Source organism: Schinkia azotoformans (genome assembly GCF_035811335.1).
Taxonomy (GTDB): Bacteria; Bacillota; Bacilli; order Bacillales; family Bacillaceae_J; genus Schinkia; species Schinkia azotoformans.
Window position 1 is genome coordinate 153,955 of record NZ_JARSMD010000019.1, and the last position, 23,576, is coordinate 177,530.

A 23,576-nucleotide genomic window follows, 5' to 3' on the forward strand; every position below is an offset into this window, starting at 1 on the left:
TTTATATATATAAAGACTACAATTGAAAAACTATTTTGTATATAAGAAAATATAAATAAAGTTAATTGATATTTTCAAGAAATTCATTCAGCATTCTTGCCGTCATCCCCCAGATGACTTTGTCTTCGTAGCAATAAAAATATTCTTTCATGTTTCTTGGTCGCCAATTATAATCTTTTCCATCTGGGATAAGATGATAAGGGAAATTATCTTCTGGCTCAATTCTATAATGAATTTGATAAATTTTAGGTTCTGTATTTAAAAGAAAAGAAACAGGAACAGTGAAGATTTCACTTACTTCATCAGGATTGGGAGAAATCTCCGCAAATTCTTTTTCAATCCATCCGACAAAAGGATAGATGATGGAGTCAGAGGATGAAACGAAAAAGTCAAGTGGCCCAACGAGATTGATATCTTCTTCAGTAATTCGCAATTCTTCTGTAGCTTCACGAAGAGCTGCGGTTTGACTGTCTTCTTGTCCTTTTTCAATGCGGCCGCCTGGGAAACAAATTTCACCGGGTTGGCGTCTTAAATGTTCGGCACGTTTTTCAAAAATAATATGAATATCATCATTGATTTTAATTAAAGGTAATAAAACAGAATAACTTTGGAAGTGTTTATGACCTAAAACATGCGGCCGATTATTGGTTACTTTTTGAATACGTGCCATTAAATCGTCCTTCATATGGGATCTCCCTCCTCTTTTTTTTAGTTTTACTATAATTCTAGCACATAAGGATGAATAACGTGTCTATATACAAAAAAACATTTCTTCTTATATTATTTATCATAATTACGTATTTAGGGATTAGTTTAAGGATTGGTTCGGAGGGACTTGAACGATTCGATCAGGTAATTAGTACATTCATTCAACAATTTAGATCTGATGATTTGACAGTAATTATGATTGTCTTAACAACAATTGGTTCTTATAAAGTGGAATTTCCGATATTATTTTTGGTTGCGATTGTTTTTTGGTTTTTACGAAGAAAACTCATTTTTCCTGTTTTACTAGTTATTAATTTATTTGGAGTAAGGTTTTTAAATCACTTTTTAAAAGCTGTTATTGAACGTCCGCGCCCAACGAGTGAACGTTTAGTAGAAGTTACCGGATATAGCTTTCCAAGTGGACATGCTATGATTTCGATTGGCTTTTATGGCTTTATATCTTTTTTACTTTACCAAGAACTAAAAAATAAAACGAACAAAGCCTTATTCATACCATGGCTCTTGGGTATTATGATTTTATGTATTGGTTTAAGTCGAATTTATTTAGGAGTTCACTATCCAAGTGATGTTATTGCGGGATTCTTAAGCGGGGGATTGTGGTTGACTTTATGTATCATTCTATCTTATCGAATAAAAATAAGTGAAAAAAGTGTCTGACATCATGATGTCAGACACTTTTTTGACAAAAATCAATGCTTGTTATTTGCGAGTTGCTGTTCAGCCATTCTTACCATTTCCTTTACCATATTTCCACCAATTGCTCCGCCTATTTTACCAGCATGACTTGCTGTTATATTGCCGTTATATCCCTTATTTAAAGGGATCCCGAGCTCATTTGCTATTTCATATTTGCCTTTATTTTGGTTTGGCATAAGACTCCTCCTTTTATCCTATTTTTCCCCCGAAATTTAGTTTTGTTCCTTCCTAAAAAAGGAAAATTATCCAGTGACCTACTAATGAAGTGTTATACCATCCAATGCTAAACTCTAAAGTATTAGAAAAAGAGGTGAGAATATGAAAGTATTAAGACCATTGCTCATTTTATTTGGGCTGCTGATCTTATTGCCAACCTTCGCACACGCTCATTCTAGTCCTAGTTGTCAAATCTTTGTTAATGATCACAAAGTGTCTTTTCAAGAGCCGCTTTTTGTTGAAAGTGGGCGCCTGTTTGTTCCAATTAGATTTATTAGCGAACAACTAGGAGCGGCTGTTGAATGGAATGGTGCAGAACGAAAAGTTCTGATTAAATCGCCAATAAATGATCAAATCCTATTTTTTGCAGGTTCTAGAGGAGTACAAATTAATGGTTCTAAATACATAATGGATGTTTCCCCTTTAATGCGGAATGACAGAATGTATCTACCAATTCGCCATGTATCGGAACTGTTACACTTGAAAGTTAAATGGATGGATAATACTGTTCAATTAAATCAAGTGCCACTTTATGAAGTGCAAGAAGGGGACAGTTTATCTTCAATCAGTGCGAAATTTAATACAACTGAACAACTAATTAAGGTTAGAAATAGCCTACAATCAAGTACTGTCTCTCCGAAAACAAAGCTGAAAGTTGTCATTCCATCGGTCATGAAGAATGAGAATCAGGATGATCTACTTTTACTTGCAACATTAATTGAAGCAGAAGCAGGGGATGAACCTTTTATCGGCCAAGTTGCAGTTGGAAATGTAATCGTCAACCGTATCAACGATAGTCGCTTTCCTGACACGATTGAAGCCATTATTAATGAACCGGGACAGTTTACACCGGTGTCGACTGGGAGAATTAATTCTGTAAAGCCGAGCCAAAGCTCAATTGAGGCCGCTAAAAAAGCTCTCCAGGGAGAAAAACCAGTTAAAAATGCAGTTTATTTTTTTAACAAAGCAAATACGACAAATCAGTTTTTATTAGCTAGAGAAGTTGTATTAGATATTGGGAATCATCGCTTTACAATGTAATATGCAAAATCCTCCATTTCTGGAGGGAGGATTTTAATCTTGACTTTTCATGACTCCTAAAATTGTGGGCATATTAAAGTTGTACGAAAAACAATTTTTATGGAGGGACAAGCATGAAAAAATCATTGATTTTCGTTACATCTTCTTTACTTTCTGTTGGGCTTTTAGCAGGTTGTGGTGCTAATGACAATAATAACGACAATAATGGCAATGGTACTACAGGTGTAAATTATAAAAATCGTGGTGTTAATACAGAAAACGTTCGTTATAATTGGAACGACAGGCTGGCTCCTGATGATGTCCGTTATGATTATCGAAATAATAATAACGGTATCTTCGATAATAATCGAAATGGTAATAATGGCTTTGGCACGTATAATAATAATTACCGGAATGGTGATCCGGATCTTGTTGACGTCGATTACGATAACGCCGAGCCAGACCCTGGTGAAGAACCAAATGAGGATCGCAACCCATTAATTAAGGGTCGAAATGATGATAACGATGGTGTGTTTAACAATAATCGCGGTATAAACGGCAACGGAAACGGCGTCGGCGGTAATATGAGAACTCGATAGGTAAATAAAAGACTGAGGTTTTTTACCTCAGTCTTTTTACATTCTTTCTTACCTATTCTCATTGCAATAAACTAATGTTGCACTTCCTAATGTTTTCGCAGCTATGAGCATGGCACGCTCGTCTATATTGAATCTAGGATGGTGATGTGGATACACAGTTTCCCATTCCGGATTCATGGCACCTGTAAGGAAAAATGCTCCTTTTACGTGCTGCATATAGTAGGCAAAATCTTCACCGATCATTAATGGAGCTATTTGGCGCACATTTTTAACACCGGGAACCGTTTTTGCGACACGAGCCAAAAATTCTGTTTCCTGTTCATGGTTTACAACAGGTGGATAGCCTTTTTTATAACTGTATGAATAAGTAACATCAGCACTTAGAGCAACACCCTTTAGGATGCGTTCAATTTCTTTTTCGATAACGATACGTGTTTGTTCACTTAAAGTTCTAACCGTACCTGAGATCCGTGCCGTATCTGCAATAATATTGTTAGCGTTTTGGGCCGCAAAGGAACCGATGCTGAGTACGGCAGGTTCTAAAGGATCTACTCTACGACTGACAATTTGTTGAAGATTCAATACTAATTGTGAACCAATGACAATTGAATCTTTAGACAGATGGGGAAGGGCGCCATGTCCACCTTTGCCTTGAATTTTAATTTCAAATCGATCGGCTGCAGCCATGAATGGTCCTGGGCAATATGTAATATCCTCCAAAGGAATGGTAGACCATAAATGTGTACCGAAGATCACATCTACACCTTCTAAGCAGCCGTCTTCTATCATCGCAATCGCCCCGCCGGGAGCAAGTTCTTCAGCGTGCTGATGAATAAACACGATATTCCCGTTTAGTTCCTCTTTCATAGTATTTAACGCTTTTGCCAATACTAATAATGTTGCTGTATGCCCATCATGCCCGCATGCATGCATTTTTCCATCGTATTTTGATTTGTAAGGAACTTCATTTTCTTCTTGAATAGGCAAAGCATCAAAATCAGCACGAAGCGCTACTGTTGGGCCAGGTTTTCCACCTTCAAGGTAGGCAACTACGCCGCGTTTGCCAACTTCTGTTCGAACTTCATGACCGAGTTTCCTATGATACTCAGCAATATATTTAGGTGTTTCGACTTCCTCAAATGATAACTCAGGATTCTGATGTAGGTATCTGCGAATTTCTACCATTTCCGAAAATAATGAATCTAATTTATCATATAACGCTTCCATTTCAGCGCCCCCTTGCAAAGTTTTCTACTACATTATATGGGTGAATTTTGAGATAATTTCATTATAACAAAGAAGTGAAAAAGTAAAGACAGGAATGTGTTATTAACTTGTAGAATGTATTAAAGGGACTATAAATATTTCTTTTGGAGACTTTAAAATGAAACAAACTGAAAACTTTTCCGATTTACAAAAACAGCTGGAAACGCTAAATGAAGTTTTGCGGACTTCAAATAAACGGCATTATGAGCTATTAGAAAGTATTTCTGATGGTTTCTGTGCGATTAATCGTGAATGGTGCTTCACTTTTATTAATAATTCGCTCGAAAGTATTTTTAAAAAACAACGGCAGGAGCTTCTTGGTGAAAGCCTCTGGTCGGTTTTTCCTATCGATTCACATCCAGGAATTTACAATAATATTCATCAAGCTATGAAAGAGTTAAGGGTTGTAAGGTTTCAAGAGTATACACCGAACTTCAATAAATATTTGCAGTTTAGTGCCTACCCAACTAAAGAAGGGCTTTCTATTTTTGCCCAGGATGTAACAGAACAGGTTCGAATGATAGAGGCCTTAATTGAAAGTGAAGAACGTTTTCATATGCTTGCCAATAATATTGGTGAAATTTTTTGGATTGCCTCACCTGATATGGAGGAATGGTATTATGTCAGCCCGGCAACAAAACATGTTCTGGGATTTCTTAGTGAGGAGTTTGAAGAAAAATTAGATGAAGTTTGGAAACGGGTTAATCGAGATGATCTTCATAAGGTAAAGGAAGCTTGTGAAGAAATGCGGGAGAGAGAATCCATTGTTGAGTTTCGCTATCAGCAGCCGAATCAACCGATGCAATGGATGCGATTAAAGGGCTTACCTGTTTTTAAAGATGGCACTTTAGAGGTAATTGTAGGGATTACAGAGGATATTACAAAGATTATTGAAAGGGAAGAACTACTTACACGGTCAGAAAAATTATCAACAGTAGGTCAGCTTGCTGCAGGTATTGCCCATGAAATTCGTAATCCTTTAACGTCTATTAAGGGCTTTTTACAAATTATTCAGTCAGAAGGGACTGTTCCCCCTACTTATACATCAATTATGCTGGATGAATTGGATCGAATCGAATCAATTATAAACGAGTTTCTATTCCTTGCGAAACCACAGCAAGAGATAAAATTTGAGGTCCAGCCATTCAGACCGATATTAGAGCAGGTCATTGGTCTAATGCAAGGGGAGGCCAATCTTAAGGGGATAGAAATCATAGTTGAGCTTAATGACCTTTCTTTATTAAAAGTAAAAGGTAATGCCAATCATTTGAAGCAGGTCTTCGTTAATATTATTAAAAACGCAATGGAGGCTATACAAGCCAAGGGAAAAATTAAGATTATCGGGGAAGTAAATAGAGAAAAATCAATGCTTACAGTGGCTGTAATAGATGATGGACCGGGAATAACACAGGAGCGTCTAAAAAAACTTGGCGAACCTTTTTATTCAACAAAAGAAAAGGGAACAGGTCTCGGATTAATGATTACTAGAAAACTGTTGGAAGACCATGAAGGTGAGCTTCTTTTTGACAGTGAAATTGGTAAAGGGACCAGTGTATATGTTAAACTGCCGTTTATAGAGTAAAAAAGTGTTTTTTGTAGAAGATTGTTTTTTTGTGGTTTATAATAAAAAATAAATTTCTGCTTTTGATTAGGATATCTTATATGGAAATGGATGATAAAGGTGGAGCATTTAATTAATCCGAATGTAAAGGATATTCAATTTTCTGGAATACGACAATTTTTTAATATGGTTTCCGAATATGAAGACGTTATTTCATTGACAATTGGCCAACCTGATTTTTCCACACCGGAAGGGGTAAAGGAAGCAGCAAAACTGGCGATTGACGAAGATTTGACCACTTATACTCATAATGCGGGCTTACTTAGTTTGCGGGAGGCTGTAGCTCATTTTATAAAAAGTAAATATGGTCTAAACTATAACCCTGAGGATGAAATTATTGTAACAGCTGGTGCGAGCCAAGCTATCGATATTGCGATTCGGACAATCATTGAAAGTGGCTCGGAGGTCATTTTACCAGGCCCTGCCTATCCAAGCTATGAAGCATTAATAAAATTGGCTGGAGGGGTTCCTGTATTCGTTGATACAAGGGAAACAGGCTTCAAATTGACGGCTGAACAAATCAAAGACCATTTAACCGAGAAAACTCGATGCATTATCCTGCCATATCCATCTAATCCGACAGGATGTACGCTCACTAAACAGGATTTAAAAGAGATTGTTGATGTTCTAAAGGATGAAGAAGTTTTTGTATTATCTGATGAAGTCTATAGTGAATTAGTATTTAAAGGGAGTCATCAGTCGATTGCCAGCTTTCCTGAAATGAAAGAAAAGACAATCGTTGTGAATGGAATTTCAAAATCTCATTCAATGACCGGTTGGCGGATCGGTTTTGTGTGCGCTCCTGCTTTTATTGCTAAGTACATGTTGAAGGTTCACCAATATAGTGTTGCTTGCGCCTCTAGTATTTCGCAATATGCAGCACTCGAAGCACTAACAAAGGGTATTAATAGTGCCTTGACAATGAAGCACGAATACATGAAGCGTATGCACTATGGTTTAAAAAGGTTAAGGTTTTTAGGATTTGATGTTAATGAACCAACTGGTGCTTTTTATATGTTTCCTTCCATTAGTCGTTTCAATATGTCTTCCTTGGAATTTGCAACTAAATTAGTCAAGGAAGCCGGTGTTGCTGTTGTTCCCGGCAGTGCATTTTCAAAATATGGTGAAGGCTATGTAAGGCTGTCATTCGCTTATTCAATGGAAACGCTTGAAGAGGCCTTAAATCGAATTGAACAATTTGTTAATAATTAATAATATATAAGTTTAAATCCAAGAAAGCCACCACATCAACATGCGGTGGCTTTCCTAAATGTCTAGCTCCAGCACCCAGCGACTAGTGGACTTCGCTAAACGGGTGCTTCCGCTTTTCTACCTATTCTTTTTCCGTTGCTAATTCTTTAAACGATTTAATTTTTCCATGGGAATTTTGTGCGTTTTTTCGTTTTCTAAATTGACGCTCTTTTTGTCCTTTTGATTGAGTCAATCTAATTCATCTCCTTACCATAAAGTCATCTTTTAGTATTTGTGGCATGGAGGGGATTTATTCTATTCAGTCGGTTCTACATCTACAATACGATTGATCTGTATTTTTAACTTCTGACCTTGAGGAGTAAGCAGGCTGAGTATACTTGTATACGGATCTATTTCTCTTATATGCCCAAGCTTTTCTATGTAGGTTCTGCCTTCATAAAAGGTAATTTTCACCTCCATGTGGGAAGTCAGTGCACTTTTAATCGCATAATCGATTAATTCTATTTTCTGTTCATCAATTGTCCGCTCGGCCACTTCTTTATCTTTTTCCCACAGCTCTCTTAATTCATGAACATGCTCAGGGAGCATCATTGCTGCCCATTTAATCGTGCCACGATCTTTTATCAAATGGACTTCCACCTTTCGTTTTTTTGATTTAGTTCTATTATATACGAAAGTTTGTTCCTGTAAAAGAGCGTATGTTCTTGTTTTGAGCAAAGTCACATTGACATTTTCGGCGGACATTGTAAACTAAGGACTATGGTTTTGATCATTAATAAGGAGAAACTTATGTCAATATTGTTAGAAAAAAAACGCAAGAAAAATTTATTGAAGCTGACATCAGTTCAGTTAATTGTTCTATATTATTTAAGTTCGATTCTTTTTTCAACGTTATTATTATCCCTCCCGGTTGCTCACAAGCCAGGAGTTACCTTAAGGTTTATTGATGCGTTATTTACTGCCGTAAGTGCTATTAGTGTAACAGGATTAACGGTTGTGCCGATCGTTGATACGTTCAGTGTCACCGGGTATTTTCTTTTAATGTTTGTCATGCAGTTTGGCGGTATCGGCATCATGACTTTAGGAACATTTATTTGGCTTATTATCGGAAAGAAAATTGGTTTTAAGGAACGACTTTTAATTAAAATTGACCATAATCAATCAACATTTTCCGGGCTTGTCTATTTGGCTAAACAAATACTATATTTAATTCTAATGATTGAGGCAGCAGGTGCGGTAATTTTAGGTACATATTTTTTAAAATACTTTTCAACATGGCGGGAGGCCTTTTTAAATGGCCTATTTGTATCAATAAGTGCAACAACAAACGCTGGTTTCGATATCACGGGAGCATCATTTACGCCATTTGCCCATGATTATTTTGTTCAATTCATTACGATGCTTCTCATTATGTTGGGTGCGATTGGTTTTCCTGTATTAATCGAAGTAAAGCACTATTTAACCCATAAAGGGAAATATCCTTTTCATTTTTCATTATTTACAAAGATCACAGCCACTACCTTTTTTGCTTTAGTTATTTTTGGTACTTTAGTATTCTTGATGCTTGAATGGAACCATTTTTACGTAGGGAAAAGTTGGCATGAGGCCCTCTTTTATTCATTGTTCCAATCTGTGACAACCCGAAGTGCGGGCTTGGCAACATTGGATATAACACAATTTAGAGAACCGACAGTATTAATAATGGCAATATTGATGTTTATTGGTGCATCTCCTTCAAGTGTTGGCGGAGGAATTCGCACGACAACATTTGCAATTATGTGTTTAAGTATCATCTTTTACGCAAAGGGAAGAAATACAATAAAAGTATTTAATAGAGAAATTGATCCGTTGGATATTACAAAGGCTTTTGTTGTGATATCTACAGCGCTTATCCTTTGTGGAACAGCTGTTACGATATTATCCTATCTTGAATCATTTCCGATTTTACCAATCATATTTGAAGTGGCATCGGCTTTTGGGACATGCGGTTTATCAATGGGGATCACACCTGACCTTAGCATCCTTGGAAAATTAGTAATTATTGCTTTAATGTTCATTGGAAGAATTGGCATCTTTTCATTCCTATTTTTAATTCGTGGTCAAGAAAAGGAAGAGAAATACCATTTTCCGAAAGAAAAGATTATTATTGGGTAATGAAAGCAGGGCTGGAATTTTAGCCCTGCTTTCAATTTGTTAACAAAATTTTGCTAATTAGGTAAAAAATATTTGATATAATTAACTTTAGTGTTCGTAGAGGAGGATGATTTAATGAGCTTCTTTAAACGGTTTTCTAATGATGATGTCATCGTGGATGGGGAATGGTTAAGTAAAGCTAAGGATATGGAAGTTTTAATCAATATTTCAGATATAGAAATTAAAAAGCAAATGGACTTGATCCATTTAGATGTCAATCATTTGAAATTAATCAAAGCCCTTCAGCCATTAATTAAAAAAAATATTGATGTAATTATAGACTCATTTTATGCCTCAATATTAACGGTGGAGGATTTAAAACAAATCATCGAGAAATATTCGACGATTGAGCATTTGAAAAATACTCTCGAGAAGTATTTGATCCAAATGTTTAGCGGTAGAATAGATGATTCTTTTATTGAAAGTCGAAAAAGGGTTGCAAAAGTTCATTATGATATTGAGCTTGAATCAAAGTGGTATATGGCAGCCTTGCAAAATATTCAAATCTCAGTAATGAACTTAATATTCGAGAATATTGGCGGACGCCATTCCATCCGTGAATTTATCATTGCCTTTACAATTCTCCTAAACTTTGAAATACAGCTTGTTCTTGATGAATATCACAAGGAAAATATGCTAGAAAAAGAAAAGCAATATGAAGAGGTTAAATGTGATTTAAAGAATAGAGTCAGGTATGTCAGTGAGGAAGTTGCCGCACTTTCGGAAGAAACAAGCGCCTCAGTTCAACAATTAATCGCCAGCAGTCAGGAAGTTAACTTTAATGTAGTGAACAGTACAAACAAGTCAAAAATGACGAGGGAAGCAGCAAGGGAAGGACAAACCAGAATGCTTGCCCTTAAAAATCAAATCCAATCGATTACAGAAAGTACAGCCCATATGAAGTCGATCATCTTACAGCTTAATGATTCCAGTGAACAAATTAAAAAGGTTGTTTCCATTGTCCAGGATATAGCTGAACAAACCAATTTGCTGGCATTAAATTCAGCGATTGAAGCGGCAAGGGCAGGGGAATATGGAAAAGGATTTGCTGTTGTAGCGGATGAGGTACGGAAGCTCGCGGATGAGACAAAAAAATCAGTTTCTGAAATAAGTACATTAATTGGTAAATCTAATGAATATACAATAGAAGTAGTGAATTCGATTAATGAAGTGCAAGCAATGGTTGTCCAGGGAGAGAACGAGTCCAATTTTACGAGCGAAGCGTTTGAAAATATTTCGAAGTCCATTAATGAATCAATACAAGAAATTCAAAGTGTAGAGGATAAAGTAGATGGATTAGTAAAGGTGATCGAGCAGATTGGGACCGCAACTGAGAAAGTAGCTGCTTCAGCTGAACATTTGGATGAGACAGTAAGATATATTTAGGATAAGTGAGCAATTGCCTATTTCTGTATTTGCCTAAATCTATTATAATTTAATTAGGGGAAACTCCAATCTATTTAAAGGAGGTTTGTCAAGATGCTTAAAGTTGTAGTTGAAAATGACGAATTTGATAAGCAAGACGAACAATCCGATCATAAAAAGCTTCCTTTAGGAAAAAATGTGAAAAAGGCGCTAAAGGAATATTTACGCGACTATAAAGGTCACGGTGACCGGCCTTTATTTCCTTCTCCTAAAAATGAGAAGCTGCCGATAAGAGATTAATAATTTAAATTTAAGTGATGGCTGCCAGTCATATCGGCAGCCTTTTTTATATACTTTTTACAATATTCGGATATTCCTTGGTTTTATGATATTGCTTTCGCAAAAATGACACAAATTTCTAGGAAAAATTATTGATTATGGTGTTGACTAAATGAGCATTCGGGTTTAAAATTATCAGAAAATATTGATAAATTTAAAAACCAAAATAGCAGGAAGGAAGATTTTAAATGCCAAATACAGTTGAGGTAAAGCCGGAAGATAAAAAGCAAACAAAAACAGAAGACCAATCTGTAATTCAATATATTTGTGATCTTTATAATGATAACTAATATGATTAGTTAGTTTCTATTTTTGACTCTCTATTTTGTAGAGGGTCCTTTATCTAGCAGCGATTGAAAGCGCTTAAACCGAAGTTGTCGATATAAATAATTATAACACTTTTCATATTAGTAGAATCTGATTTTTTGTTTTGTAACAAAATGTTTTATATTTTTTGCCATAAATGTGAAATTATTCACAAACTTATGGTATAAAAAATAGACAGGCGTATAATGAGAAATATAGAGAACAAAAATGGTGAGAGAAAATGAAAGGTGGCGCATTGAATTATGGCGGGTACAGCTGTACTTTACCGTAATCAACAGGAGGTTATCGTTTTAGAGGATATTAAGAAGGAAACTTTGGAGGAAATTAAGCAACAATGCGGCGATGAAAATTGTACTTGTACTCTTAACAATCACAAAGTGGATTTAGGAAATGTAATGGTTATTGGCTTCAAAGAGGACGTTGTTGACTGGGATTATGGATATTAATTCTAGACATGGGGTGACTCATGTCTATTAATTTTTTCAAACATTGTCTAGCTTCAGCGCCCAGCGACTCGTAAACTTCGCTGAACGGGCGCTTACGCTTTTCTTATTACTTATTCAAATAACGTGGGAATAAGATGTTATTTTCTTTATGAACATGGATAAACATATCAGACTCAAGTGCTTCTAATCTTTGGAATGTAGTTGTATAAGTCATACAAGCATCCACTGGTAATTCGTAATCATTGGTAATTTCGCGGATAAGCTTCAATAAATCTCCAGCATGATCATGTTCTTTCTCAAGCTCAGTAATAGCTGCTTTAACTTCTTCAAGTTTTTCTGAAGTAGGGCCAGCTTCATATGCTTTTATTAGAGGGAAAATAACTTCGTCTTCTTTAATGATGTGTTCCATTAATTCCTTGCTTAAATCATGAAAATGATTGTACACTTCGCCTAGTTCAGAATGGTTTGAACCATGTACACGATAAATTTTTGTAACGAATTGTCCAAGCATTGGAAGCTCGTCGGTTAAATAGGCATGATGTGTTTGCATTACATGATCGATTAGGTCTGCACTTGAAACTTCTTGCCAGTTCGTAGTTTCAGTGTTCATTGCTTGCATTTTCTCATAGCCTTCATTTAACGCCTGTACAATTTCATCTTCGTTTAAGTTTTTTTCAAGAATGGCATCATGTAGAGGTCGATTTCCACCGCAGCAAAAATCAATTTTGTATTTTTTAAATAAGTCAGCAGCCTGTGGATATTGTGTAACGATATCTCCAACATTCATTGTGCTTGTTATTATTAATGACATAAATCATGTACCTCCTAATAGTAGTTTATATTAAATATATAATAACTTTTACACCATGTGAGTGATGTAAATCACAGATGGATTTAACGTTTTTTATTTGTCTAAAAAAATGTTCGAAAAATGTTTTTAAAAAATTTGCAAATTTGTCAAAATTACTCTTTAAAAAGTTTGTGAACAATTGTACAATTGAAAATATATATAACAACATAGGTTAATGTAACTACGGTGGGAATAGTGTTATTGGATTATTAAAACATTGAAAACGTTTGCTTTAATTTTTTTAGATTGTGGTTATTTAGAGAATAGAAATAGTATTCTTGTTTCTAAACTCTTTTAATATAACATTTAACTTTATTCAGCAGAAGTTCGCTACTGAATAAAGTTAAGCCTCCGGCGAGCCTTGCGATTTTCAGAGGTAGTTTTTCGAGCAAGCTCGAAAAAATCTGGGCGCAAATACGCCAAGGTGTATTTGATTTACGGTTTTCTAAAAAAAGTGTGGTTTATTCGAGAGGAGTGTGTTTCTTTTGCACATCGTTGTTTGTGTAAAACAAGTTCCAGACACAAAAATCATCAAGGTTAATCCAAAAACGAACACATTGGACCGCCGTGGAGTTCCTGCGATATTGAATCCTTATGATGGTCATGCCGTGGAAGAGGCAGTTCGTATTAAAGAGCAGGTAGGTGGAAAGGTTACCGTTTTATCGATGGGGCCACCACAAGCTACAGAGGTTATTAAGAAGTGTATCGAAATTGGAGCAGATGCAGGCTATCTGATTACCGACCGCAGGTTTGCCGGTGCGGATACATTGGCTACCAGCTATGCATTGTACAATGCTCTCGATAAAATATCAAAAAATGATCCAATTGATTTAGTGATTTGCGGTTTACATGCCATTGATGGGGATACAGGACAGGTTGGACCTGGAATAGCAAGACGGTTAAATATTCCACCTGTTACAAAAGTCATAAAAATTGATGAAGTGAATGAAAGCGAAAAGTATATTAAAATTCACCGTAAAATTGAAGATGGCTACGAAGTGATCCAATCGCAGCTGCCATGTTTAATTACTGTCGAAAAAGAAATCAACGAAGTTTCATATTCACCAATGCCAAATATGATTAAAGCAGCAAGGTATCAACCGGTTATTTGGACAGTTGACGATTTTGAAGGAGTAGATATTGCACAACTTGGCTTAAAAGGTTCACCAACGATTGTTGGAAAGATGTGGGCACCACAGCCGCCTGAAAAGGCTAAAATTTTAGAAGGCAGCCCAAATGAACAGGTTAAGGAAATCGTATCAACTATCTTTGCTGAAAAGAGCGAACTTTTCGGGCAGTAAATAGGGGGATGTAATATGATCGAAGAATATAAAGGCGTCTGGGTATTTATTGAAGAGCGTGAAGGCGAAATTGCTGGAGTATCACTTGAGCTTTTAGGTGCCGGGCGTGATTTAGCGAATAAACTAGAGGTGCCGCTGGCAGGTTTCCTTTTGGGAAATAATATTAAAGGTTTGGCGAATACTTGTTTTGAATATGGTGCTGACGAAGTGTATCTAATCGATGATCCCATTCTTCAAAACTATCGGACAGAGCCATTTATGCATGGTGCAAGTCATTTAATAAGAAAATATAAACCGGAAATCATTCTTTATGGTGCAACGTCTAACGGGAAGGATTTAGCAAGTGCGATAGCTACAGATATTAGCACCGGATTGACGGCGGATACGACGATGCTCGACGTAGATGTAGAGAAACGTCTATTTGAAGCAAGTCGTCCTGCATTTGGTGGAAATATCATGGCGACCATTCTTTGTAAAAAACACCGCCCGCAAATGGCAACAGTAAGACCTAAGGTTATGAAGGCATTGCCTCCTGAAAAAGGCCGCAACGGAACTGTTATTGAGGAAAAGCTAGGTTTAGAGGAAAAGAGTCTTCGAACAAAAGTTTTAGAGATTGTTAGGGATACAACGAAAAAAGCAAGCTTGGCCGATGCCCATATTATTGTGGCCGGCGGTAAAGGTATGGGGGATGAAAAGAACTTCCAGTTGCTATATGAATTTGCTGATGTGATTGGTGCAACAGTAGGCGGTACTCGTGATGTAGTTGAGGCTGGCTGGCTTGATCACCACCTGCAAATTGGCCAGACAGGTGAAACGGTATCACCAAAAATTTATTTTGCATTTGGAATTTCCGGTGCTATTCAGCATGTTGTTGGAATGAAAAACTCTGAACTTATTATTGCTGTAAACAAAGACCCTAATGCAGCCATCTTTGATGCATCGCATTATGGAATTGTTGGGGATGCGATGGAGATTCTTCCGTTACTCATTCAAGAATTCAAAGCAGCACTAGAAAAGTCCGGAGGTGTAATGGAGCATGTCTGAGAAATTTGATGTTATTATTGTAGGTGCGGGACCCGCGGGTTCTGCATGTGCTTATACAAGTGCCAAAGCAGGATTAAAAGTCTTATTAATTGAACGTGGTGAATACCCTGGTGCTAAAAACGTAATGGGTGGTATTCTATACAGAAAGCAGTTGGAAGACATTATTCCCGAGTTTTGGAAGGATGCACCGCTTGAAAGACCGATCATTGAACAAAGAGCATGGTTGATGGATAAAAAGTCATGTGTGACATCAAGCGTCAAAAATGAAGAGTGGGGTGAAGCTCCATACAATTGCTTCTCAGTTCTTCGTGCTAAGTTTGACCAATGGTTTGCAAATAAGGCTGTAGAAGCTGGTGCTCTTCTTATTAATGAAACCGTGGTCCTTGAATGTATCGTTGAAAACGGAAAAGTCGTAGGGGTTCGCACTGACCGCCCGGACGGGGATGTATATGCTGATGTTGTAGTTTTGGCTGATGGAGTTAACTCTCTTTTAGCAAAACAGCTTGGCTTTCATAGAGAGCTTCGCCCGGATGAGGTTGCTCTTTGTGCAATGGAGGTTATTAATCTACCAAAAGATGTGATCAATGACCGATTTAATGTCGGTGATAACCAAGGGGTTGCCATTGAAATCTTTGGTGATGGTACAAAAGGTAATCTAGGTACCTGCTTCATTTATACAAACAAGGAAAGTATAAACATTGGTGTTGGTGCAACTTTATCAAGTATGGTGAAAGAAAAAATTAAACCATATGAGCTGTTGGAATATGTGAAAAACCACCCAATGGTTAAGCCGCTAATTAAGGATGGTGAATCAGCTGAATATTTAGCTCACTTAATTCCAGAAGGCGGATATAATTCAATTCCGAAATTATACGGTGATGGCGTGTTAGTCGTTGGTGATGCTGCTCAATTTGTAAACGGAATACACCGTGAAGGATCAAATATGGCGATGACATCAGGAAGATTAGCTGCTGAAACGATTATAGAAGCAAAACAAAAAGGCGATATTTCTGAATCTGCATTATCAAGATACCGTGAAAAGGTAATGAACAGCTTTATTGGAAAAGACCTTGAAAAGTATAAGGATGCAACACACACATTTGAGACAAATCCACAGTACTTTAAGGAATATATCCCATTAATGAATAAAGCAGCAAGCAGCTTCTTGTCTGTAGATGGAACGCCGAAGCGTGACAAACAGAAAGCAGCAATCCAAACTATGATTGGCAACAAAGGAAAACTTGCTGTTGCGAAAGATTTATACCGTGCATGGAAGGTGATGAAATAATGGCTAAAGACGCAAAGACAATTGAGGAAAAACAGTATTTAGTCCGTTATAAAGCCGATTCAAAATCTCATTTAACTGTGTTAGACTTTGATATTTGTGCAACGAAATGCCCTGATAAAATTTGCACCGTATTTTGTCCAGGTGAAGTGTATAAATGGGAAAAAGAAGGTCGCATGTTTGTAGGTTATGAAGGCTGTCATGAATGTGGAAGCTGTCGCATTGGATGCCCACATCAAAACATTAAATGGGAATATCCAAAAGGCGGACATGGTATTATTTTTAGATTGGCATAGAATGCGTATTGGTGTCGCCTGAAAATTCAGTTTCCGCTCCAAGAATCTGACTTAATTTAAGTGAATGTAACCATAATGGTAACCAAAAAAAGAGGGATAAAATCCCTCTTTTTTGGTTTGTTTGGTTTTTTTTCATCAAATTTTCAGTTTCATAGACTATAATAAGATTTAACTACTTAAAAGGTTGCTAATTAATTGGAAAATTTTGTGGAGGATAATTAATGTGTGGATTTGTTGGGGCTCTTCAACCCCATCCTGATGTATTAAAAATAAATGAATTTATGAGTATGAATCATACGATTTACCATCGAGGTCCTGATGATGAAGGGTATTATATTGAAGACAATATTTTAATGGGTTTTCGAAGGTTGAGCATTATTGACCTAGAAGGTGGACATCAGCCAATGTCATATAACAATCAGAAGTATTGGATTGTATTCAATGGGGAGATTTATAATTTTATACCTGAAATATTCATAGCTCACAAAACTTAAATAAGTTCAACGATGAATCGCCTAAATTTCTTGAACCTTTGGCAAAGGGGAACAATTTACCGGTTTAAAATCCAACTATTTGAATTTTACTCCATATTTAGTCTGATTTTGAGCAGACTTCACCCTTGACTGAAAAATTTCATTTTTTTCAGTTAGAATAACCCTAATGTTTGAAGTTATTCAATCTGGAGTTTTTGAATTTGGTCCAATACGTTCCAAAAGAACTTCTGATATACAAAGCTCGATGATAACTTAAAATAAAGGGATCTGCCTGATTTCACTAGTTTACTTGCGACTTTGATTAGCCGAGTACGAATCGTGTCAATCTGCATTGTCTTTTGTCCTTCTGGAAAACAAAGTGTTCGTAACCAATTGGTTAAATTATAGGCAAGAAGAGTCAACATCATCTTAACCTCGTTAACCAGATAAGTATGGCTGTTCATTTTGTCAAAATAAAACCCATTTTTAGCTTCCTTGATATAGTTCTCCATCGTTCCTCTTTTTTGATAAGCAAGAACGATATCTTTAGAGGAAGCCAATTCAAAATTGGTCACAAAGAAGGAATGAGTAAAAAACAATTCGCCCGCAGGGCGTACAGATTGGATGATTACCTTTCTAGGTTTTGACCAAGATTTTGCTTGGTAAATGGTTTCTTCAAAATAGCGCTCTGTTTTGGAAACATCTTCAGGTACAGAAGCAGGATGGTACTCTTCCGCCAGACTTTTTAATTGCGCATTAGATTTTAAACGAATAATGTAATAAACCGATTCTTTCTCACACAGTTCATACAAGGCAGGGACGGCAAATCCACTGTCCCCACGAAGAAACAAACTCGTTTCCGGAAATGTTTCGTTGTAATGTTCAATCAGGGGCTGAATAAATTCGACCACACCATTGGAGGTGTAGACGTTTCCTGGGCGGAGGTTCGCTTTCAAAAAGTCGCCAGTAGCACCATCAAAGGCTACTAAAGGATGAAATCCCATCGTTCCATAATGAGCATTGAAAGATGATGACTCTTGGTCACCATACGTATCAGAATGGGTAGAATCTAAATCAATAAATAGAGCTTGTGATTTTCTAAAAGCATGAATCTTATCACATAATTCCTGATTCGCTTGATTTAAATGATCAATCGATTCTTGATTAAATCGAGTGTAAAAGCGGGATAAACTTGGTTGAGAAGCGAGAGTTGGTGTATCAATAACTTGAGTAAAAACAGGATCACTTGTTAATTGATCGGCAGCATCGTCTTCAGAATACCCTGCAATGATTTGATAGATCTTTTGGCGTAACAAGTTTTCATTTGAATGAAAGAAATAGGCTCTTGGATCATCCAGCTTTAAATGGTTTTCCAAAGTCTTTGAAAATCCAATTTTTTCATCAAACTCTCTAAAAAGAAGTTCACCCGTATCTGAGGAAAGAGACCCTCCATCATTTGACAATTTAATTTTTCGATTGAAATCAAGCGTCTTTTTCGTTAAAGTAACCATATAAAGAATCCTTTCTGTGGTTTTTGTGTGGTTACTTAAACTTTAACAGAAATGGATTCTTTTTTGCATTTATTTAGTGTATGACTAAATAAACTAGACTACTTGGTAAATAAGCATTCAGCAGCTTGTTAATAAGTTTTTATGAATAATTCAGGTTATAGAATTAAGGGACGAATTAATTTTAGATGGATACAATTTTCAGACAGGTTCAGATACAGAGGTGATATTAGCGCTTTATCAAAAAATGGGACAGGACATTGTCGATAAACTGAGAGGAATGTTTGCATTTGTTATTTATGATAAAGTAAACCAATTAATTTTTGGTGCTAGAGATCATTTTGGAATTAAGCCTTTCTTCTATTTGGAAGAAGAGCACGGATTTTATTTTGCTTCGGAAAAGAAAAGTATTTTAAAAACAATAAAGGATGTAAACGTTGATGCATTGCAACATTATTTTACCTTTCAATTTGTTCCAGAACCTTTAACCCTTTCAGGTAATATCAAAAAGCTAGAGCCTGGCCATTGTTTTATTAAACGAATAGGTGCACCGATTATTATAAAAAAATATTGGAATGCTACTTTTGAACCAAAGCACTATACAAAAGAACAATTAATTAAAAAAGTTAGAGATGTATTATTTGATTCGGTAGAAATGCATATGAGAAGTGATGTCCCCGTCGGTTCCTTTTTATCGGGTGGAATAGATTCATCGTCCATTGTTTCGATTGCTAAAGAGTTAAACCCGTCTCTTTTAACCTTTTCTGTAGGATTTGAACAACAAGGGTATAGTGAAATAGATGTTGCCAAGGAGACCGCAGCAAGTTTAAATGTAACAAATATTCATTTTTATATTTCACCAGAAGAATATGTAAGGGAGCTTCCGAAAATTGTCTGGCATATGGATGACCCATTAGCAGATCCAGCGGCTATTCCGTTATATTTCGTTGCCCGTGAGGCCAGAAAGTATGTAAAAGTAGTTCTTTCAGGAGAAGGGGCCGATGAGTTATTCGGTGGGTATAATATTTATCGTGAACCAAATTCCTTAAGGTATTTTAGTTACATTCCACCTTTTATGAAGAAGTTGATGAAGAAGTCAATAAGTGTGCTGGCTGATGGAACAAAAGGAAAAAACTTTGTTATTCGTGGTTGTACCCCGCTTGAAGAACGGTATATTGGGAACGCAAAAATGTTTGATGAGCTGGAAAAACAGCATTTTTTGAAAACGTATAATAGTTCGATTAAATATCATCAAATTACAAGTCCACTTTATGACCACGTATTAAATTATGATTTAGTGAGTAAAATGCAATACATCGATATTCATACTTGGTTAAGGGGAGATATTTTACTAAAAGCGGATCGTATGACTATGGCACATTCTATAGAATTGCGCGTTCCTTTTTTAGATAAAGAGGTCTTTCAAGTAGCCTCTGAAATTGTCCCATCTATGAAAATTGCTAATCAAACAACAAAATATATTTTAAGAGAAGCGTTGAAGGACATTGTCCCTGAACATGTACTACATAGGCGTAAATTAGGATTTCCGGTACCTATTCGCGTATGGCTGAAAAATGAACTTTACGATTGGGCTGTTAATATTATTCAAACTAGCCAAACAGATGAGTGGATTGACAAACAATATATTTTGAATTTACTGGAAGATCATTGTCGAGGAAAGGCTGATTACAGCAGAAAAATATGGACAGTGTTAATTTTTATGATTTGGCACCAAGTTTTTATAGAAAAAATTTATGATTTTGACGCTAAGACTGATGAAATAAAAGAAATGGATGAAGTACTAGTCTAAGTGGAAGGAAGTTATTGCCCGAGCCGTATTTTGAACAAGCATTTTTCCAGACATTTTGAGCCAGTGGTTGACCTATACTATCATACATTTTTTGGGGATCTATTTAATCAGAAGAAATGGAAAATATTATGAGTTGACACTGTTTATATTTCTAATATTATGGAATTCAAATTTTTCAAATACATGGCATTGACACAAACAAAATCATATCGCATAATAATAGAAAATCATTTGAAATAGAGCATTGAAGGGGACCAGTAGCTTGATATTCACCCGAGAAGAGATTGAAATCCGTAGGCTGAAAGATTTCAACGGGACCGAGACAAACGAACCTACCCCAGAGCTGTTAGGTTAAAACCTAACCGACCTATCCACGTTACGGATTTAAGAGGGCTATGATGCACTTGCATCTATTTGCCAAAAAAGGTGGTACCGCGAAAGATAAGACTCTTCCGTCCTTTTCACAGGATGAGGAAGGGTCTTTTTCTGTTAGAAAAAAGTTGTCGGTTGGTATGCCAAACGACTATTCTTATACTGGGTTAGGAGCAATCGCTCATGAGTGTTTTTATTTTATTACTTTTCTTAGGATGAAGGGAGTATTTAGTGTGGCTAGGCAACGAATTGTTGTAAAAATTGGAAGTAGCTCTTTAACAAATACCAATGGTGGCTTATCGATCGAAAAGCTGGCCGAACACGTTGAGGCTTTGGCTATGCTCAAAAAGCAGGGACATGAGGTTATTTTAATTTCATCCGGAGCTGTGGCAGCTGGTTTTAAAGGTTTAGGCTATCCAACGAGACCTGTTACGATAGCGGGAAAGCAAGCAGCCGCAGCTGTCGGTCAAGGGTTATTAATGCAGGGTTATACAGAGCATTTTAGAAATCATAATATTGTCACTGCTCAGCTGTTGTTGACAAGGTCCAGTTTTATGAATAAAGAGCAATATAGTAACTCCTATGCAACGTTATCGGAGTTATTAAAGCGTGATGTTTTACCAATTATTAATGAAAATGATTCAGTTTCAATTGATGAGTTAACATTCGGGGATAACGATATGCTTTCAGCTCTTGTCAGTGGACTTGTACATGCTGATTTTCTCATTATTTTAACGGATGTGAATGGTCTTTATGACCAAAATCCGAATGAAAATTCAAATGCTAAAAAATATAATTTCCTACCTGAAATTACGGATGAGCTTCTGCAAATGGCATCTTCTTCCGGTTCCAAAATGGGAACAGGCGGCATGAGGTCTAAAATCGAAGCGGCAAAAACCGCCCTTCCACTGGGGGTTAATGTCTTCATTGGAACGGGTTCTGGCCAGGACAAACTTACCGATATTTTAGCGGGTAAAGGTGATGGAACGTATATAGGAAATTCCAATCAACCTGGTGTGAAAAATTCAAAGCAATGGATTGCACTGCATTCAAATGTAGCTGGTGAAATTGAAATAGATAATGGAGCCATTGATGCACTTCTTCATAAAGGGAAAAGTCTTTTAGCTGCAGGCATTATTAATGTAAAAGGTGATTTTCGTGTAGGTGACGTTGTTGAGGTTACGAACCATAAAGCTGAAGTCATCGGCAGGGGTGAAGTGAATTTCCCTTCGAATGAATTAATTAAAATAAAGGGTTTATCAAGCAAGGAAGCGAAGGAAATATTACAAAGTGATCAGACGGAAGTTATTCATCGGGATCGCTGGGTGCCATTAAAAAAAGAGAAGGTGATGAAATGAGTGAATTATTAGAAAAAGCCAAAAAAGCAAAAGCGATCACTAGTGAATTAGCAGTTAAAACGTCCGAACAGAAGAATGATGCATTACGTAGAATCAGCATGCAGCTTCTATTGGAAAAAGATTATATTATTTCAGAGAATGAAAAGGATATTGAAGTTGGTAAAAAGAACGGATTTAACGAATCTTTAATAGATCGGTTAAGGCTAACGGAAGATCGAATTAAAGATATGGCGGAGGCTCTGATCCTGCTGGTAGAGTTAAATGACCCGGTTGGTGAAGTATTAGCTTCATGGGCTAGACCAAATGGATTAAAAATGAAGCAGATCCGCGTTCCATTGGGTGTGGTTGGCATGGTCTATGAGGCTAGACCAAATGTTACCGTGGATGCTTCAAGCTTATGTTTAAAAACTGGAAATGCCGTCATCCTACGTGGAAGCTCAAGTGCGATTCATTCCAACATAGCAATTGTAAACGTCATTCACCATGCATTAGAACAATCTGAGATTCCGGTTGATGCTGTCCAATTGCTTGAAGATACAAGCAGGGAAACAGCGGCAGAAATGTTTAAGCTAAATGAGTATTTCGATGTCTTAATTCCACGCGGCGGAGCAGGGCTCATTAAAACCGTTGTTGAGAATTCGACAATCCCTGTATTAGAAACAGGTGTTGGCAATTGTCATATTTACATTGATGGTTCAGCTTCGAAAGATATGGCTATTAATATAGCTATTAATGCGAAAACACAGCGTCCATCTGTATGCAATGCGGCTGAAACTATTCTCCTCCATGAAGGATGGGCAAAAGAGAATTTAGAAGATTTAGTTAAGGCATTACTAGATAAAAATGTTGAAATCCGCGGCGATGAAAAAGTTAGAACTATCCATCCTGTGATAAAGGAAGCAAACGAAGCGGATTGGGGAACAGAATTTTTAGATTTAATCGTGGCAATTAAGATTGTTGCAAATGTTAATGAGGCCATTGCCCATATTAATAAATATGGTTCGTTGCACTCAGAGGCTATTATTTCTGAAACTGCTGAAAATGTAGAAAGATTTTTCAATTACGTTGATGCAGCAGCTCTATACCATAATGCTTCTACTAGGTTTACCGATGGCTTCGAATTTGGTTTTGGTGCAGAAATTGGAATTAGTACGCAAAAGCTTCATGCAAGAGGTCCAATGGGATTGCCAACTCTCACATCTACAAAATATATTGTCACTGGAACAGGTCAAATTAGAGGTTAGGAGACA

21 protein-coding genes, 3 pseudogenes and 1 other annotated feature are annotated in these 23,576 nt (G+C 36.6%); of the genes and pseudogenes, 17 read left to right on the forward strand and 7 right to left on the reverse strand.

Annotated features, from left to right (window positions below; genetic code table 11):
- Positions 1–61 precede the first annotated feature (61 nt).
- A complete protein-coding gene (locus P9E47_RS11615) occupies positions 62–685 on the reverse strand; it encodes an NUDIX hydrolase (protein WP_003329231.1) in 624 nt (207 codons plus the stop codon).
- Positions 686–747: 62 nt separating this feature from the next.
- Here P9E47_RS11615 and P9E47_RS11620 point away from each other — a divergent pair, with 62 nt between their 5' ends.
- The gene (locus tag P9E47_RS11620) at positions 748–1,386 is read left to right on the forward strand and encodes a phosphatase PAP2 family protein (RefSeq protein WP_003329232.1); all 639 of its coding nucleotides are present in this window, start codon (positions 748–750) and stop codon (positions 1,384–1,386) included.
- A 32-nt stretch (positions 1,387–1,418) separates the two neighbouring features.
- On the opposite strand, the pseudogene P9E47_RS11625 reads toward P9E47_RS11620, so the two are convergent.
- Positions 1,419–1,580 (reverse strand): annotated as a pseudogene (locus P9E47_RS11625) (alpha/beta-type small acid-soluble spore protein); the annotation flags it as partial.
- A gap of 163 nt (positions 1,581–1,743) precedes the next feature.
- On the opposite strand from P9E47_RS11625, the gene P9E47_RS11630 reads away from it, so the two are divergent.
- Entirely contained in the window at positions 1,744–2,682 is a 939-nt protein-coding gene (locus P9E47_RS11630; RefSeq protein WP_003329234.1) for a cell wall hydrolase, read from the forward strand.
- Positions 2,683–2,795: 113 nt separating this feature from the next.
- On the forward strand, positions 2,796–3,260 hold the full coding sequence (locus tag P9E47_RS11635; RefSeq protein ID WP_003329235.1) for a hypothetical protein: 465 nt from the start codon (positions 2,796–2,798) through the stop codon (positions 3,258–3,260).
- A 48-nt stretch (positions 3,261–3,308) separates the two neighbouring features.
- Here P9E47_RS11635 and P9E47_RS11640 read toward each other — a convergent pair whose 3' ends face one another.
- Positions 3,309–4,487: a M20 metallopeptidase family protein gene (locus P9E47_RS11640; RefSeq protein WP_003329236.1), complete on the reverse strand. Its 1,179-nt coding sequence runs from the start codon at positions 4,485–4,487 to the stop codon at positions 3,309–3,311.
- 157 nt (positions 4,488–4,644) lie between these two features.
- Here P9E47_RS11640 and P9E47_RS11645 point away from each other — a divergent pair, with 157 nt between their 5' ends.
- Positions 4,645–6,108 (forward strand): ATP-binding protein, encoded by a 1,464-nt coding sequence (locus P9E47_RS11645; protein ID WP_003329237.1) that lies wholly within the window; start codon positions 4,645–4,647, stop codon positions 6,106–6,108.
- Between the two features lie 99 nt (positions 6,109–6,207).
- On the forward strand, positions 6,208–7,359 hold the full coding sequence (locus P9E47_RS11650) for an aminotransferase A (protein ID WP_003329239.1): 1,152 nt from the start codon (positions 6,208–6,210) through the stop codon (positions 7,357–7,359).
- A gap of 121 nt (positions 7,360–7,480) precedes the next feature.
- On the opposite strand, the gene P9E47_RS11655 is transcribed toward P9E47_RS11650, so the two are convergent.
- Positions 7,481–7,591: a DUF6254 family protein gene (locus P9E47_RS11655; RefSeq protein WP_233276214.1), complete on the reverse strand. Its 111-nt coding sequence runs from the start codon at positions 7,589–7,591 to the stop codon at positions 7,481–7,483.
- Between the two features lie 62 nt (positions 7,592–7,653).
- The gene (locus P9E47_RS11660; RefSeq protein ID WP_003329240.1) at positions 7,654–7,986 is read right to left on the reverse strand and encodes a YolD-like family protein; all 333 of its coding nucleotides are present in this window, start codon (positions 7,984–7,986) and stop codon (positions 7,654–7,656) included.
- A gap of 162 nt (positions 7,987–8,148) precedes the next feature.
- On the opposite strand from P9E47_RS11660, the gene P9E47_RS11665 reads away from it, so the two are divergent.
- From P9E47_RS11665 to P9E47_RS11680, 4 genes are all read left to right on the forward strand, one after another.
- Positions 8,149–9,513 carry a TrkH family potassium uptake protein gene (locus P9E47_RS11665; protein WP_326157690.1) on the forward strand — a complete coding sequence of 455 codons (1,365 nt, stop codon included), beginning with the start codon at positions 8,149–8,151 and terminating at the stop codon, positions 9,511–9,513.
- A 114-nt stretch (positions 9,514–9,627) separates the two neighbouring features.
- Entirely contained in the window at positions 9,628–10,938 is a 1,311-nt protein-coding gene (locus P9E47_RS11670; protein WP_326163528.1) for a globin-coupled sensor protein, read from the forward strand.
- 93 nt (positions 10,939–11,031) lie between these two features.
- Positions 11,032–11,217, forward strand: a complete 186-nt coding sequence (locus tag P9E47_RS11675; protein ID WP_003329243.1) for a hypothetical protein — start codon at positions 11,032–11,034, stop codon at positions 11,215–11,217.
- A gap of 608 nt (positions 11,218–11,825) precedes the next feature.
- Positions 11,826–12,029: a hypothetical protein gene (locus P9E47_RS11680; protein WP_003330067.1), complete on the forward strand. Its 204-nt coding sequence runs from the start codon at positions 11,826–11,828 to the stop codon at positions 12,027–12,029.
- Positions 12,030–12,135: 106 nt separating this feature from the next.
- On the opposite strand, the gene ric is transcribed toward P9E47_RS11680, so the two are convergent.
- Positions 12,136–12,840, reverse strand: a complete 705-nt coding sequence (gene ric / locus P9E47_RS11685; protein ID WP_003330066.1) for an iron-sulfur cluster repair di-iron protein — start codon at positions 12,838–12,840, stop codon at positions 12,136–12,138.
- 524 nt (positions 12,841–13,364) lie between these two features.
- On the opposite strand from ric, the gene P9E47_RS11690 reads away from it, so the two are divergent.
- The 5 genes and pseudogenes from P9E47_RS11690 to P9E47_RS11710 form a co-directional block, all read left to right on the forward strand.
- Positions 13,365–14,180, forward strand: a complete 816-nt coding sequence (locus P9E47_RS11690; RefSeq protein WP_003330064.1) for an electron transfer flavoprotein subunit beta/FixA family protein — start codon at positions 13,365–13,367, stop codon at positions 14,178–14,180.
- 15 nt (positions 14,181–14,195) lie between these two features.
- The gene (locus tag P9E47_RS11695) at positions 14,196–15,224 is read left to right on the forward strand and encodes an electron transfer flavoprotein subunit alpha/FixB family protein (RefSeq protein ID WP_003330063.1); all 1,029 of its coding nucleotides are present in this window, start codon (positions 14,196–14,198) and stop codon (positions 15,222–15,224) included.
- Positions 15,217–16,512 (forward strand): FAD-dependent oxidoreductase, encoded by a 1,296-nt coding sequence (locus P9E47_RS11700; protein ID WP_003330062.1) that lies wholly within the window; start codon positions 15,217–15,219, stop codon positions 16,510–16,512. The genes P9E47_RS11695 and P9E47_RS11700 overlap by 8 nt, the downstream gene beginning before the upstream one ends.
- Positions 16,494–16,805: a ferredoxin family protein gene (locus P9E47_RS11705; RefSeq protein ID WP_211208543.1), complete on the forward strand. Its 312-nt coding sequence runs from the start codon at positions 16,494–16,496 to the stop codon at positions 16,803–16,805. Before P9E47_RS11700 ends, P9E47_RS11705 begins: the two co-directional genes overlap by 19 nt.
- A 221-nt stretch (positions 16,806–17,026) precedes the next feature.
- Positions 17,027–17,269 (forward strand): annotated as a pseudogene (locus P9E47_RS11710) (asparagine synthase (glutamine-hydrolyzing)); the annotation flags it as partial.
- Positions 17,270–17,475: 206 nt separating this feature from the next.
- Here P9E47_RS11710 and P9E47_RS11715 read toward each other — a convergent pair.
- Positions 17,476–18,789 (reverse strand): IS1380 family transposase, encoded by a 1,314-nt coding sequence (locus P9E47_RS11715; RefSeq protein ID WP_326163529.1) that lies wholly within the window; start codon positions 18,787–18,789, stop codon positions 17,476–17,478.
- Between the two features lie 145 nt (positions 18,790–18,934).
- Here P9E47_RS11715 and asnB point away from each other — a divergent pair.
- The 3 genes and pseudogenes from asnB to P9E47_RS11730 all read left to right on the forward strand — a co-directional run.
- Positions 18,935–20,596: pseudogene (gene asnB / locus P9E47_RS11720) on the forward strand (asparagine synthase (glutamine-hydrolyzing)); the annotation flags it as partial.
- Positions 20,597–20,831: 235 nt separating this feature from the next.
- Positions 20,832–21,059 (forward strand) — a binding site (T-box leader).
- Positions 21,060–21,201: 142 nt separating this feature from the next.
- A complete protein-coding gene (proB, locus tag P9E47_RS11725; RefSeq protein ID WP_326163593.1) occupies positions 21,202–22,326 on the forward strand; it encodes a glutamate 5-kinase in 1,125 nt (374 codons plus the stop codon).
- The gene (locus tag P9E47_RS11730) at positions 22,323–23,570 is read left to right on the forward strand and encodes a glutamate-5-semialdehyde dehydrogenase (RefSeq protein ID WP_326163531.1); all 1,248 of its coding nucleotides are present in this window, start codon (positions 22,323–22,325) and stop codon (positions 23,568–23,570) included. The genes proB and P9E47_RS11730 overlap by 4 nt, the downstream gene beginning before the upstream one ends.
- The last annotated feature ends 6 nt before the right edge of the window (positions 23,571–23,576 follow it).

Bases quoted from the DNA above. Each gene is read 5' to 3' on its own strand.
- P9E47_RS11615 (WP_003329231.1), bottom strand. From the start codon at position 685: ATGAAGGACGATTTAATGGCACGTATTCAAAAAGTAACCAATAATCGG.
- P9E47_RS11630 (WP_003329234.1), top strand. From the start codon at position 1,744: ATGAAAGTATTAAGACCATTGCTCATTTTATTTGGGCTGCTGATCTTA.
- P9E47_RS11635 (WP_003329235.1), top strand. From the start codon at position 2,796: ATGAAAAAATCATTGATTTTCGTTACATCTTCTTTACTTTCTGTTGGG.
- P9E47_RS11640 (WP_003329236.1), bottom strand. From the start codon at position 4,487: ATGGAAGCGTTATATGATAAATTAGATTCATTATTTTCGGAAATGGTA.
- P9E47_RS11645 (WP_003329237.1), top strand. From the start codon at position 4,645: ATGAAACAAACTGAAAACTTTTCCGATTTACAAAAACAGCTGGAAACG.
- P9E47_RS11665 (WP_326157690.1), top strand. From the start codon at position 8,149: ATGTCAATATTGTTAGAAAAAAAACGCAAGAAAAATTTATTGAAGCTG.
- P9E47_RS11670 (WP_326163528.1), top strand. From the start codon at position 9,628: ATGAGCTTCTTTAAACGGTTTTCTAATGATGATGTCATCGTGGATGGG.
- P9E47_RS11675 (WP_003329243.1), top strand. From the start codon at position 11,032: ATGCTTAAAGTTGTAGTTGAAAATGACGAATTTGATAAGCAAGACGAA.
- P9E47_RS11680 (WP_003330067.1), top strand. From the start codon at position 11,826: ATGGCGGGTACAGCTGTACTTTACCGTAATCAACAGGAGGTTATCGTT.
- ric (WP_003330066.1), bottom strand. From the start codon at position 12,840: ATGTCATTAATAATAACAAGCACAATGAATGTTGGAGATATCGTTACA.
- P9E47_RS11695 (WP_003330063.1), top strand. From the start codon at position 14,196: ATGATCGAAGAATATAAAGGCGTCTGGGTATTTATTGAAGAGCGTGAA.
- P9E47_RS11700 (WP_003330062.1), top strand. From the start codon at position 15,217: ATGTCTGAGAAATTTGATGTTATTATTGTAGGTGCGGGACCCGCGGGT.
- P9E47_RS11705 (WP_211208543.1), top strand. From the start codon at position 16,494: ATGGAAGGTGATGAAATAATGGCTAAAGACGCAAAGACAATTGAGGAA.
- P9E47_RS11715 (WP_326163529.1), bottom strand. From the start codon at position 18,789: ATGGTTACTTTAACGAAAAAGACGCTTGATTTCAATCGAAAAATTAAA.
- P9E47_RS11730 (WP_326163531.1), top strand. From the start codon at position 22,323: ATGAGTGAATTATTAGAAAAAGCCAAAAAAGCAAAAGCGATCACTAGT.